General features: G+C 44.6%; 9 protein-coding genes. All 9 read left to right on the top strand.

The window, feature by feature from the left end; translation table 11 throughout:
- The first annotated feature begins 228 nt into the window (after nt 1-228).
- The 9 genes from leuC to NST34_RS21985 all read left to right on the top strand — a co-directional run bounded on the left by leuC (nt 229) and on the right by NST34_RS21985 (nt 14,504).
- Complete coding sequence (gene leuC, locus NST34_RS22025) at nt 229-1,653, top strand: 3-isopropylmalate dehydratase large subunit (RefSeq protein WP_042190084.1); 1,425 nt, start codon at nt 229-231, stop codon at nt 1,651-1,653.
- Nucleotides 1,654-1,682: 29 nt separating this feature from the next.
- Nucleotides 1,683-2,285, top strand: coding sequence for a 3-isopropylmalate dehydratase small subunit (gene leuD / locus NST34_RS22020; protein ID WP_341128782.1), 603 nt, complete (start codon nt 1,683-1,685; stop codon nt 2,283-2,285).
- 186 nt (nt 2,286-2,471) lie between these two features.
- Nucleotides 2,472-4,040, top strand: coding sequence for an N-acetylmuramoyl-L-alanine amidase family protein (locus tag NST34_RS22015; protein WP_341128781.1), 1,569 nt, complete (start codon nt 2,472-2,474; stop codon nt 4,038-4,040).
- Nucleotides 4,041-4,187: 147 nt separating this feature from the next.
- The gene (locus NST34_RS22010) at nt 4,188-5,627 is read left to right on the top strand and encodes an N-acetylmuramoyl-L-alanine amidase family protein (RefSeq protein WP_341128780.1); all 1,440 of its coding nucleotides are present in this window, start codon (nt 4,188-4,190) and stop codon (nt 5,625-5,627) included.
- A gap of 114 nt (nt 5,628-5,741) precedes the next feature.
- Entirely contained in the window at nt 5,742-6,401 is a 660-nt protein-coding gene (locus tag NST34_RS22005) for a GerMN domain-containing protein (RefSeq protein ID WP_340971504.1), read from the top strand.
- A gap of 87 nt (nt 6,402-6,488) precedes the next feature.
- On the top strand, nt 6,489-9,221 hold the full coding sequence (locus NST34_RS22000; RefSeq protein WP_341128779.1) for an S-layer homology domain-containing protein: 2,733 nt from the start codon (nt 6,489-6,491) through the stop codon (nt 9,219-9,221).
- A gap of 219 nt (nt 9,222-9,440) precedes the next feature.
- The gene (nth, locus tag NST34_RS21995) at nt 9,441-10,121 is read left to right on the top strand and encodes an endonuclease III (protein ID WP_341128778.1); all 681 of its coding nucleotides are present in this window, start codon (nt 9,441-9,443) and stop codon (nt 10,119-10,121) included.
- Nucleotides 10,122-10,146: 25 nt separating this feature from the next.
- Entirely contained in the window at nt 10,147-10,413 is a 267-nt protein-coding gene (locus NST34_RS21990; RefSeq protein ID WP_042129455.1) for a hypothetical protein, read from the top strand.
- 404 nt (nt 10,414-10,817) lie between these two features.
- Entirely contained in the window at nt 10,818-14,504 is a 3,687-nt protein-coding gene (locus tag NST34_RS21985; RefSeq protein ID WP_341128777.1) for a dynamin family protein, read from the top strand.
- The last annotated feature ends 7 nt before the right edge of the window (nt 14,505-14,511 follow it).

Raw genomic sequence — 14,511 nt, 5'->3', positions numbered from 1 at the left:
GCACTGCATTTCAACAACCAGGACCCGATATAGTATGAAGGGCATTCGTCTAAGGAGTGGGCTGACTAGGGTCTCAGCAAAAAAATCATCTTCAATTTATAGGTTAAACCTATCACTTCTATAGATATCATATCTTGGAATTATAAAGATGGTGATGTTATATTTAGATCATTCAAGAGAGACTCCACGCTCTCTTCCAATGAACGATTCTATTAATGAGGTGAAATTATGAGCAACAAGACAATGTTTGAAAAGATTTGGGATAATCATGTTATTCATCAAGAGGAAGGTAAACCTAGCATTATTTATATCGATCTGCATTTGGTTCATGAAGTAACTTCTCCACAAGCTTTCGAAGGACTTCGCCTCAGTAACCGCAAGGTTCGCCGTCCTGAGCTGACTTTCGCTACAATGGATCACAACGTTCCTACCAAGGATCGTTTTAATATTAAAGATCCAATTTCCAAGCAGCAAATTGATACACTTTCTAAAAACTGTGCTGATTTTGGTGTTAGATTGTTCGACCTGAATGATATCGATCAAGGCGTTGTACACGTAATGGGACCTGAGATCGGCTTGACGCACCCTGGTAAAACTATCGTTTGCGGTGACAGCCATACCTCCACACATGGAGCATTTGGTGCGCTGGCTTTTGGTATCGGTACTAGTGAAGTTGAACATGTAATGGCTACCCAATGTTTGCAGCAATCCAAAGCTAAGACTATGGAAGTTCGTTTCACAGGTAAACGCAATCCTGGTGTAACAGCAAAGGATATGATCCTTGGTGTTATTGCTAAGTATGGTACTGATTTTGCAACAGGTTATGTAATTGAATACACAGGTGAAGCTATTCGTGAGCTGTCGATGGAAGAACGTATGACCGTCTGCAACATGTCGATCGAAGGTGGAGCAAGAGCAGGTTTGATCGCTCCTGACGAAACTACTTTTAACTATCTGCGTGGACGTCAATATGTGCCGCAAGGCGAAGCATATGACGCTGCAGTTGAAGGATGGAAGAGTCTTGTTAGTGACGAAGGTGCTCAGTATGATACGGTGGTTGAATTCGATGTGGAGACATTGATTCCACAAGTGACTTGGGGTACTAGCCCGGGCATGGGTACAGATATCAACTCTAGCGTGCCAAATCCGGCTGACTTTACCACTGAAAATGAACGCAAAGCTGCTGAAAAAGCGCTTGAATATATGGATTTGACTCCTGGAACTCCTATTTCTGAAATTCCAATTGATTATGTATTTATCGGTTCTTGTACTAACGGACGGATCGAAGATTTGAGAGCGGCAGCCGTGGTAGCAAAAGGCCATAAAGTCTCTGACAAGGTTACTGCCATTGTTGTTCCTGGATCTGGTCGTGTTAAAATGCAGGCTGAGAAGGAAGGGCTTGATAAAGTCTTTACTGACGCGGGCTTTGAATGGCGCGAAGCGGGATGCAGCATGTGCCTTGCGATGAACCCTGATGTACTGCAACCTGGGCAACGCTGTGCATCTACCTCGAACCGTAACTTTGAAGGACGTCAAGGTCGCGGTGGACGCACGCATCTGGTATCCCCAGCAATGGCTGCTGCAGCTGCGATAAAAGGCCGTTTCACTGATGTACGTGATTGGAACTATAAGACGGAAGCTGTCAGCTCATAGAACTAGAGAGAACACGGGAGGATAAAACTATGGATGCTTTTAAAAAAATAACAGGAATTGTTGCACCAGTAGATCGGGTGAATGTAGATACGGATGCTATTATCCCAAAGCAGTTCCTGAAACGGATTGAACGGACAGGATTTGGACAATTTTTGTTCTACGAATGGCGTTTTGATGAGGCTGGTAACGATAACGCTGCCTTTGAAATGAATAAGCCACGCTATAAAGGTGCTTCTGTCTTGATCTCACGTGCTAACTTTGGCTGTGGTTCCTCACGGGAACATGCACCTTGGGCGATTATGGATTATGGGTTCAGAGTTGTCATTGCACCTTCTTATGCAGATATCTTCTACAACAACTGCTTTAAGAATGGCATTTTGCCGATCAAGCTTTCGGAAGAGCAAGTGGATGAGCTGTTTAATCGGACAGCCGAGCATGATGGCTACCAATTGACCGTGGATCTTGAGAGCAATACACTTCACGATGAATTTGGACTGAGCATCAGCTTTGATCTGGATGAGCACCGTCGTCAGTTCTTGCTGCAAGGTCTGGATGATATCGGATTAACCCTTCAGCATGCAGATGAAATTGCTGCGTATGAAGAGCGTCATGCGGCTAAGTTATTCTCTTAATAATAGGATATAACTGGTTTGATTCTTAACTTTTACAAAAATTACGCAAAACTTCTATTTCCGGGTGTCGGAAATAGAAGTTTTTTTGCTATAATCGAAATATTGATTGGTGATAAAGGAAACATTTGGTGATTTCTGTCGTCTTAATACTTATCTAGATCTATTACTTGCAGAAGGAGCGGGAAAATGAGAAGAGTTGGGTATCGAACGTTGCTACTATTGTTGCTGCCATTATTCTTACTATCATTCACTGGACGTGAAGCTGCCGCAGCTGGTAGCAGCTCAGGCAGAATTATTATGGACAATCAAGAGCTTGCTTTACCAAAAGGAATTAAACTTGAGAACGTCAATGGTAGCGTTATGATTCCCGTCAGAGTGGTAGTGGAGAATCTTGGATTTGAGGTATTGTGGGAGCAGCAGGCCCGCAAAGTAACGGTTCACCAAGATGGAAAAAGCATTGAGCTGGCTGTAGGAAAAAAAACAGCTGATGCGGATGGAGTAACGTTTGATTTAAACGCAGCACCCAAGCAAAGTGGTGGTACAGTTCTCGTTCCGATTCGCTTCGTAAGTGAGCAGTTCGGTCTAAAGGTTGGCTGGGATAATAGCGATAAAACGGTCTATTTGACGGGTGGACAAGCTTCGGTGGCTACACCTGAGGGAACCGTTACTAGTCCAACAGCAACAAGTACTCCTTCTCCAATTCAGATTACTACACCCGGCGTGGATAATGGCACAAGCGCTGGAAGTGTTTTGCCCTCACCGACACCACAATCATCCTCAGTACCAGGAAGCACTGGTGTGAATGCAGCAGGTCCGCTGGTAAATGGGGCAGCCTTCACTGAGAATCGATTAATCATCGCTGTTTCTGGGGCTCCTAAACCTAGCATCACAAAAATGAGCAGTCCAGATCGAATCGTCGTAGATTTTCCCGGTGCAGCTTTTGCTCCTGATTTCGTAGGAGGTCTACCGAGTATTACCACAAAAGGAAGTCCGCAAGGGAAGCTGGATGTTACTGGTTACCCTCTAGTTTCTGAGATCCGGTATGCGTTGTTCAGTGTAAGTCCTTCTACTGTTAGGTTCGTGATTCAAACGGTCGGGAGCCAGCCTTATCAATTAAGTACGGATGAAAGTACTGGACTGGTGACACTGGATTTGAATGTTACAGGCAGTGAAGGGAACACCTCAGGTGGTAGTGGAATGACAGGAAAGCCAGTTGTAGTTCTCGACGCGGGTCATGGAGGGACACAATCAGGAGCAGTCAGTCTCACGGGTAAGCTGGAAAAAGACTTCAATCTGGCAGTTATCCGTAAAGTTCAAACACTACTTATGCAGGAAGCTTTGGTTGACGTCGTATTTACTAGGACTGAAGATATTACGTTGGGTCTTCAGGATCGAGTAAATATCGCAGAAGCAGCAAAGGCTAATCTATTTATTTCAGTGCATGGGAATTCACTAGAGCTGGGTTATCCGAATAGAGACAAAATAAACGGCAGTGAAACGTACTATTCGCGTAGTGGGAGTCTGCCGCTTGCTCAGGTCATGCACAAACATCTGATAGCAGGTACTGGATTCAAGGACAACGGAGTAAGAACGAAAAGTCTGCATGTTACAAGAGAAACCAGTATGCCGGCAGTACTTCTAGAAGTGGGGTATCTTACTAATTCAGGAAATGAATCAGGGATGTATAGTGAGCAGCTTCAAGACAAATTAGCGAGGGAAATTGTAGCCGGTATTAAGGAATATCTAGGACTTTAATGCTTAATGTTGGTGAGATTTCTCAATTTTTATGGAATATATTCGCAACCTTTATAGATTATTAGCGTCTAATAGAGGTCTGAGGTTGACGTAGACAGGCCATCACGATCGCTATTCACAGGCGAATACTAGATTTAGAGGTGAAGAATGAAGAAATTCAGTTTGATGTTGTTTTTGTTGCTCTTAGTATTTGTTTTGCCTGAGAACGGACATGCTGCTGCCGGGAATAGCAAGATTTTTCTGGACGGCAAGGAGCTGACCTCAGGGCAAAATGTCCCGGTTGAGAATGTGAATGATACAATCATGGTGCCGTTAAGGTTGATCTCTGAAAGCCTTGGATATAACGTGGGTTGGGATCAGAAGAGCAAGACGGTAACGATTGAACAGCAAGGAAAGGTCATCAAATTGGTTGTGAATCAAAAGATAGCCTCAGTTGATGACAAGACAGTAACACTTACCACAGCACCTATCCTTCGTAGTAATACGACACTTGTACCGATTCGGTTCATTAGTGAACAGTTTGGATTAAATGTCTCGTGGGACAACGTGAAGAAGAGTGTGTATCTTATTACCCCAGGATCCTCAAATGATAACGGCAGTTCAGGTGGAAATACTGAAAATGGTGGATCTGAGGTTGTACCGCCGGTAGATCCTTCTAAGAATTTAACGATGGTAAATGGTGTGAGCTTTAGCGAAAATCGTTTGAGCATTGCCATGGAGGGTAATTCAGTACCGAAAGTGACAGTGATGACTGGGCCGGATCGGTTAGTTGTTGATTTACCTAATGCCACCTTCTCAGACCTATTTGGCACAGGACAGATCCTTGATCCTGACCTAAACGGTAGCTTGGAAGTGAAAGATTATCCCGATGTATCAGGAGTACGTTACTCCCTTTATAGCACGAATCCTTATACAGTACGTTTTGTAATCGATTTGAACTATGCTAAGAATTACAACGTTAGCGTAACTGGAGACGATTCTAAGCTGGTTGTAATCGATCTAAATGCGGAAAGCACTGATGATACTACTACACAACCAGGAAATAATGGCAGAAAGCTAGTAGTATTAGATGCAGGGCATGGGGCTAAAGATTCTGGAGCAGTGGGTGTTACAGGTAAATACGAGAAGAATTTTAATTTGGCCATCGTACTTAAGACAGCTGAATTGCTGAAAAAAGAAAGTAATATTGACGTCGTGTTAACACGAAGTAATGATACTTTCTTGGAGCTTAAAGAAAGAGCAGCTATGGCGAATAATTTAAAAGCTGATATCTTCATATCTGTACACGCCAATAGCTCAGGTTCCTCATCAGCTAGTGGAACAGAAACGTATTATCAACGGGAAGCCAGTAAAGCATTGGCGAACGTGATGCATAAATATCTTGTTCAAGCTACAGGGCTTAGCGATCGCGGTGTACGTTATGGGAATTTCCATGTTATCCGTGAAACGAAAATGCCTGCAGTATTACTTGAAGTGGGATACCTTAGCAACAAAAAAGATGAAGCATTGCTCTTTACAGATGCACTTCAAAACAAAGTTGCGGCTTCAATAGTGAGTGGGATTAAGGAATATTTGGGTATAAAATAACAGACCAGTGGCAGACGAGCGCCGCAAAGTCAGCTTTCTGCTTTTATTTTAAAAGGCAAGAAGTGGTTTTGCGGTACCTGTCTGCCCGTATTCATCTAGAGGAGGCGTTTATTAATGATGAAACAAAAATGGAGTACAATTGGGATCGCTACACTGCTTCTGCTAGTGATTGCTGGCTGTGGAGACAAGCCTACTGCGGCTCCAGCAAATGGTGTGGAGCAAGATACTTCAAATGTTGTAAGTGGTGCGGGGGAAAGTACACCGGCTCCAAGCGATGAACCAGGAAATGAAGTGACTAGCACTCCGCAACCGACAGCAGATAATAGCAACACAGAAACTCAGGCAACTGCAAAGCCAGTAGCAGATGAGAAGCAAAAACAGAGCCAGAGTATCGATGCATATTATACGGATTCACAAGTTATGGATCTGATTCCTGCTAAGACTAGCATTAGCTTCTCTGACGATGTTGAGAAATATACAGAGACGTTCAAAGCATTGCAAAGCAACGAGAATACTGACCTTGTATCGTTATGGAGCAAGATTGAACTGAAATCGTTAAAGTTTGTTGATGGTCAAATTGTGATGGATCTTCATAAACCGGATGAAGCACAGCTGGGTGCTGGTGGGGAGTCCTTAGCGATTTCATCACTTGCCAAAACCTATTTTCAATTTGAAGAAGTAAAAAGCATCGAAGTTTTGGTGGATGGTGAAAAGGTTGAAAGCTTGATGGGTCATGTTGACCTAATGCATCCTATGACTAGAGATAATAGCTAATTGTTATTACAACAAAGGATAAAAGCATCTAACTGACGAATTTTAAATTATACTATTTATTTGAGTCATAGAGAGGGGAATAATCTATTGTCCGCGCAAAAAAGGTCAAAACGACCATTGAAGGCTTATTCTACGAAAGCAGTATCGGCTGTTATGGCTGGAACCATGATTTTTAGTGGCGCAAGCGCAGTGTTTGCAGACACAGCTGCTACGACAGCAGCAACAACCACTACACAATCTGTAGGGATTTTTAGCGATGTGAAGACAGGCTTCTGGGCTGAAAAGCATATTTATAAATTAGCATCACAAGGAATTGTGGTTGGAAATAATGGTTTATTTCGCCCGGGAGATTCTGTAACTCAGCAGGAAGCCGTGCTTATGGCATTACGTTTTATGAAGTTGCAGGATAAAGTGGATACTTCTTCAGCTGTGGCCTTGCCTACTGATTTTAAGGTTTCAAATTATTACAAAGATTATGTTGTTCTAGCTTTCCAGCAAGGTCTTTTGGACAAAACTACGGAAATGTCTCCTGATAATTTGAAAACTTCATGGGGTGAACGTAAAGCATCCCGAGAATGGATTGCTGAACTGTTAATTCGTGCACTAGGAAAAAGTGCAGATGCAACTGTAGCAGCTAGCAAACCGACAGGCTTTGCAGACGATTCTAAAGTTTCTGCGAACAAAAGAGGGTACATCAACGTTGCTGTTGATCTAAAATTAGCCAATGGTCTTGACGGTAATCGCTTTGATCCACAAGGGGCTGTGACCCGTGCTCAGCTGGCGACCTTTTTCAGTCGGGCAGAAGCCCATAATACACTTGAGTATGATAACACTTACACAGGAACAATTAGTCAATTGAAAGACGGGAAACTGACTGTGTTTAATAACGGAAAGTCTTCTACATATACCCTGGGAGCGAGCACCGCTTATTACACAAGCGCTTCTGAAAGTAGAATAAATCTAAGTGATATCCAACCTTACACAAAGGTTACTGTAATTGGAGCGACATATAATGCAGCTTATGTTGAAGTGACTGACCCTACACAACAAGTGGAGAGTCTTTCCGGAAGCTTCGCAATGGTAGCACCTGGTAATAAGCTATGGCTGAAATCAGCTACTGGGTTCACTGAATATTACTACGATGAAACGACTACCTTTGTAGATGCGAATGGGACTTCAATTGAACCTGCTTCGCTGGTAGCAGACAGCATAGTTACGTTACAGCGTGAAACTTATAGTGGTTCACATAAAGTGGTCAAGGTTCAAGTGACTTCAGGTGTTGTTAACAAAACGACAACAGGAACCATTCAAAGTATAGATCTAACTGGGAAAAGCATTACGTTTAAAAATGCTGCTGGTACGGTGGAAACCTTTAAATGGGAAGATGGAACTTCATTATTCACTTATCAAGCATCCGTGTTGCAGCCTGCAGAATTGAAGACAGGTTCTGCTGTTAAATATACGGTTAAAGAAAATGTGATACGGTCTGTAGAAGTGACAGAAGGTGTTGAACGGACAGTTCAAGGTGTACTTACAGAACTGACCAGTTCAACTGTTGTTTATAAAAAAGAAGATGGCACTCGTGAAGTCAAACTGCTGGCAACAAAACCATCAATTGTTATTCCGAACATGAATAGCGCTGTGGCCGATGATCTTATAGCTGACACAGTAGGTGGAGACAAAATTCAGCTTACGCTGAACAGCAGTGATCAAGTCATAAAGATTGAAGTGTTAAGCCGTCAAATTGAGCAGTATAGTGGAGCGACGGTTATTGATTATAATACTAAAACTCAGCTGTTGACAGTTATGGATACCAATAAAAAAGCGCATGTCGTTCAGTTGGATGAAAAAACAAAACTGTTAATTGAAGGTGCACTTCCTAACTTAACTAATATCGGTACGAAGCTTATTGAGAACCGTAAAGTAAATGTAAAAGCTATAGGACAACGGGCTTTGTCGTTGGAAATTGTCACAAAGTATGAAGGAACCTTGACGGCTGTTAATACTTCCTCGAGAACTATTGTATTGAAGCTTAATGATGGGCAAACTTTAACGATGCCTTATCCACAATTAATTGATCTCTTTGGTAAGAATAGTCCAACTTTAAGTGATGTTCCTGTTGGTAGTAATGTGACAGCCTCACTGACAACTGGCCAGGACATTATTGCAGTACTGAAAGTGAAGACAGCTTTACAAGTTGAAGCAGCAACTGTTAATGCCGGAACCAATCGTTTGAGTGTTAAATGGAACGGTGGAACAAGTGAGATCAATACTGCTGTACTTCCAATAACAAATGAAGCTGGCGAGAGCATTAAGCTGACAGCTGTGAAATCGGGAGATTTTCTTAATGTGACTTTTGATGGAAGCACTCCACTCGCTATTCAGACAGTTAAGCTTACAACGGGTCAGATTAATTCAGTCGATGCTGCAGCGAATAGTTTGGTGGTAAAAGAGTATGCTGGTGCAGCACAAAACTTTACTGTAAGCGGTGGGGTTAGAATCATACGTGATGGCGCCACAACAACTGCTCTTAGTAACTTAACAACAGCGGACAGAGTGGAGATTCGTAAAGACACGGATGGAGCGACAGTCATTCGTGTGTTACCACAGTTAACTCGTTCATTCTCTCGCTATGACAGTACGACGAACTCATTGGTGACTAAGAGAGCTAATCTGAACGATAAGTATCAGTTCACTCTTGCTTCAAATGTATATATTCATCAAGGAGATACGACATTGTCCGTGCAATCTCTGAAAGAAAATGATAATATTATAATGTATTTCAATAATGATATCGTGGTTGAAATTGTGAAACAATAGTAGCAATGGTGGATTTCTGAGTGAATCACCGTCTTGACACAGGAGCTTTGCCTGCGTCAAGACGTTTTTTTTGAAATATAAGAAAGTATAAGAGTTGTATTTTCTTGAAATGTATGAAACCATACGTTATAATACAGACTTTGCTTATATTTCTTTACATTAGAGAGGACACGCTCATGTGAGTTTTAATGAGCGTAATCGCTCCGTGGAGGGGACACTATGAAAGTTGTAGAGGTCCGCCACATTTTGGATACGATTGGAGACTTGTTCCCTGATGCTCATTGCGAGCTAAATCACAGTAACGCTTTTGAATTAACGATAGCGGTACTGTTATCAGCCCAATGTACGGATGCAACGGTGAACAAAGTGACCGTGGACCTGTTCCAAAAGTACAAAGCCCCCATCGATTATATTTCTGTACCGCTGGAGGAATTGGAGGGGGATATCCGGCGCATCGGCCTATATCGTAACAAAGCTAAGCATATCCAAAGCCTATGCTCTATACTCATAGAACAGTATGGTGGCGAGGTGCCTGAGGCTCATGACTTGCTTGTAACTTTACCCGGTGTAGGTCGTAAAACTGCAAATGTAGTAGTATCCAATGCTTTTGGAGTTCCTGCCATTGCAGTGGACACGCATGTGGAGAGGGTTGCTAAACGACTTGCATTAGCAGGCTGGAAAGATTCTGTGCTGGAAGTGGAAAAGAAGCTGATGAAGGCTGTGCCACGTGACGAATGGACGATCACTCATCACCGGCTTATCTTTTTCGGACGATATCACTGCAAGGCACAGAACCCAAAATGTCAAGTTTGCCCGCTCCTTGATGTATGTCGAGAGGGCAAAAAACGTATGAAAACAGCTGTTGTCAGGAAAGCTAAAGATCATACGCCAAAAAGTTAGAGTTGAAGAAGAGGATGGGATAGAGATGAAATGCATTTCTGTATACACAGATAATTTTGAAGTGTTCTCGGATATTTTTGATCGCGTAGTGGAAAGCCCACTCGAAGAGAACGAAGAGCAAGAAGTAGAAGGTATCACGATCAGTCATTCCGGTGACGTTCCTGAACACTATTTTGAGCGTATGTCAGTGAAACCTGAGGTTGTTGTAATGAGAGATAAATCTCGTGGTTTGACTATTCTGCAACACGGAAAAGTATTCGAAATTCTGTTGCCTGTTTCGGAAACTGCATAAATTTAGAAGTGATAAAAGGAGTCGGCCCTAGGGTTGGCTCCTTTTTTGTTTCTTACTTTTCTAGCGAAAAAGCAGAAAGATGTTTGAATAACCTCATTTCGTAAGAGATGATAGGTTATTTTGTAAGTAGTGTGTATTTAATTTGTGTCAAACTGGTGATAAACTGTAATTATTATTTATAAAAAAGGTTCTGCGTGACATCACAGAAATTACACCTGTATAAACATTGCATAAGCATAAACGTCTTCGGCGTCCTTATAAGGACGGTAAGCGTTTAAGCGAGAAATATAAGGATAATGTGAAACTTTTACTTTCTTATATTTTAAAAATGAGTCTGATTTCGTATTCTTGAATGGGTTATATTCAAAGCATGATTAGATGGTAACAGTGGAGGTGGAGAGTCAGTGAGAGCGGAACAGGTTAGAATCGAGAAAGAGACATTAAGTGAAACGGCATCGCTGCTTTTCCAGTTGCGTGGATTAATGCATCGCTGGGGTGATGAAGGCTCTGAACGTATATATGAAGATTTACAACATAAAGAGGGTGGGAATGAGCTGACACTAGCTTTTTGCGGACATTTTTCGGCAGGAAAATCCAGTATGATCAATCTTCTTTGCGGCAGTTCAGTGCTGCCTTCTGGACCTGTGCCGACTAGTGCGAATATTGTCTCTATTCGCAGTGGAGTTCCACGAGTGCTTATTTATCCTAGAGTTGAAGGAAGTAAAAATGATCCTTCTCCTATAGAGACAACTCCAGAAAGATTACAAGAATACTGTCGAAATGGTGGTGAATATTCCGCAATTGAAGTGTGGAATGAGATACCACTGCTAGGCAAGGATGGCGTACTATTGGATACACCTGGTGTAGATTCGACGGATGATGGTCATCAGGCGGCCACCCGCTCTGCGCTGCATTTAGCTGATGTCGTATTTTATGTAATGGATTATAACCATGTACAGTCAGAGAATAATTTGGCCTTTGCTAAAAATCTTAGTGACTGGGGTAAACCTTTGTATCTGATTGTTAATCAGATCGATAAGCACAGGGAACAAGAGATTTCCATTGAGGAATATAAACGTCAACTTGAAAATGCTTTTGAACAATGGGGGATTCATTGTGCGGGAATTCTATTCACCTCTCTCAAAAAGAAAGAGCATCCTCTTAATCATTGGGATCATCTACTCAGCCTTATAACCGAACTGTTGGAACAAAAGGAACAGCTGCTTCAATATAGCTTGTCTCGTTCTATTCATCATACAGCGGATTCTTCTCTAACTGCATTCCGTGAAGATCAGCAGGAGGAAAGAGCAGCTCTCCTTGAAGAACTAGAAGGTACGAATGCAGAGACAGTGACGAATGAACTGAAGTCACTCGAAGAAGAGAAGGAACGACTTGAGGCGTTGCCTCAGCAGTCACGAGCGAGTTTGCGAACTGGCCTAGACATCTTACTTAATAATGCTAATCTAATGCCTGCAGATGTAAGAGAGGCGTCGGGAAGCTATATGGAAAGTGCTAGCCCTACGTTTCGATTAGGGTTATTCTCTACGGCTGCACGGCGGGAGAAGGAACAAAGTAAACGACTGGCAGTCTGGCAAGGACTGTTGACCCGAGAGGTTTCTGCTCAGCTGGAATGGCATTTGATTCAGCTGGTACGTGATTGGGCGGAGAATCTCGGGCTGTGGGAGGAGGAGGCGGAGACGACTCTGAAGCAAGGGTTCCCGGCGGTGAGCCAGGAGTGGCTGGCGGCTGCAGTTAAGCCGGGAACGGGGTATAGCGGCGAGGCGCTGCTCAATTTCTGCCGCACACTTGCGGCAGATATTAAGAGCCAGTTCCGCCGTGCCGCGTTAGCGGTGAGCGATGAGCTGTTAGCGAAGCTGCCGCCGCTCATGGAGGAGCAGCGTGCCGTACTCAAGCGCCGCGAACAGGCTCTTGCGCGGCAGGCGCGCGCCGTTGACGCGCTAGCCGCGCTGGACCGCGCGGCAGCTGCCCGCGCGCACGAGCTCGCGGCGCTGCTGCCGCCGCGCCGGCCCCTCACCCCCGGCATCCTGCCGGAGGTGAGGGTAACCCCGCGAGCGGCTGCGCAGAGCGCCGCACCGCGGGAGGTCCAGCCGCCGCAAAACGTCGCGGCTGGAAGTGCCGCCGCCGCAAATTGGGCGGCGGGAACGGCTTCGCCGGCGGGCGGACGCCGCCGGCTATCCGCAGCCGCTGACGCGCTAGCGGCTGCGGCAGAGCTGCTGCGCCGCGAGCCAGCGATGGCATCGGCGGCGCGGAGTCTGGCCGCACGGGCGGAGGATCTCGCCGGCGGCCGCTTTACCCTCGCGCTGTTTGGTGCATTCAGCGCGGGTAAGTCCTCCTTCGCCAACGCTTTGCTCGGCGAAGAAGTGCTGCCCGTGTCTCCACATCCCGCCACGGCTGCGGTCAACCGCATATTGGCGCCGGAAGGTGACTTCCGCCATGCCAGCGCGGTTGTCACAATGAAGACCATGGCAGATTTCTGGGATGACATCTGCCATTCCTTCAGTGTGCTGCAACTAGGAGAACCACAGCAAAACTCATGGACAACAGTTCTAGCAAGCTTGCCTGCTAGGGGAGTTCATCCCTCTGCGTTGCCACATGCTGGATTTCTAAGGGCAGCAGCGGCTGGCTGGGCAGAAGCTGAGCCCTTGCTGGGAACGGTGCGAACGGTTGATTTAGAAGAATACCGAGGCCTTGTAGCGGAGGAGACCCGAGCCTGTTTTGTGCAGGGGATTGATTTGTATTATGCCTGTCCATTGACCGAAAGCGGAATTGTACTCGTGGATACACCAGGAGCCGACTCATTGCATGCTCGTCATACAGGCGTAACCTTTAATTACATGAAAAACGCAGACGCGATTTGTTTTGTTACCTATTACAACCACGCCTTTTCAAAAGCAGATCGAGGTCTGCTTGCGCAGCTAGGCCGAATTAAAGATAGCTTTGCACTTGATAAAATGTTCTTTATTATCAACGCTTCTGATCTTGCTTCAGGCGAAGATGAATTGGAAGAGGTACGAGAACATGTTGCTCAAAATTTACGTGCAGGCGGCTTACGCTCGCCGAGAATTTATGCACTCTCTAGCTTGCTTGCTCTGGAAGGCAAAACCCAGCATGATTATGCACGCTATGAGGCTTCCCGTTTCCATCATTTTGAGCAAGCCTTATCAAACTTTGCGGGAGATGAACTTCCTCAACTTTCACTTAACGCAGCTGCAGTGAGCATCGCATCTGTTCGCCGCAGGGCGGAAGAGTGGCAGAATCTCGCTTCTATGGCGGCAAACGAGCGTGAAGCAGGATTAAAAGAAATGCAAGAACGTCGTCAGCTAGCTATGAAGAGACTTTCCCTATTGGAGACCGAAGAACGTCCTAGCAGAGATCTTGTTCATGAAGGTGAGGAACTGATCTATCATGTCTGTCAACGAATTAGCTTCTCCTTCACCAGAAATTTTCAGGAATCTTTCCACCCCTCATTATTACGTGAGGACGCAGGAAATTTAAAAGCTATCTTCGCTGCGTGTGGTGCAGAGCTGATGCGTACCACTAAGCGTGAATTGGAGCAAGAGCTATGGGCGACAACGCTGCGACTAGAAAGTACCGGGCGTAGACTTGTTCATGAAGCGGCTGAAGCGGCTGCTACTGAGCTGTTTTTCTCTACTCAAGAGTTTCATCTGATGGAGAATGAAGAAGCAGCATGGCCTTCTCCTAGTGAGCTGGAATGCCAGCTTCAGTCCGTGGAATGGCCAACCTTATGGGGACATTTCAAATCCCCTCGCTATTTCTTTGAAGGCGCTGGCCGGGAGCAAGTCAAAGGTGCGGCTGAGCCTCTTGTGAAAGAAGCTGTTAATGTTGCGGCGGCAGAGCAGAAGAAAAAATTGCTTGCGCATTATGTCGATTGCATAGCCAGAGAATTAAAGGTTGCTGCAGAACGCCTACAAGAAGGGTTAGCGGAGCAAGAGAAAGCGATGTTAGATCTCCTTAAAGGGGGTGAATCCGCAGATCATTGGGGTCAATTAGGTCACCAATTATCTCTCTTGGAACAATCTTTCGTTGATAGATTAGACAAAAATCTTTGAAATTTGT

Source organism: Paenibacillus sp. FSL H7-0714 (assembly GCF_038003765.1).
Classification (GTDB): domain Bacteria; phylum Bacillota; class Bacilli; order Paenibacillales; family Paenibacillaceae; genus Paenibacillus_AQ.
This window is presented reverse-complemented; position numbering and strand designations above follow the sequence as displayed.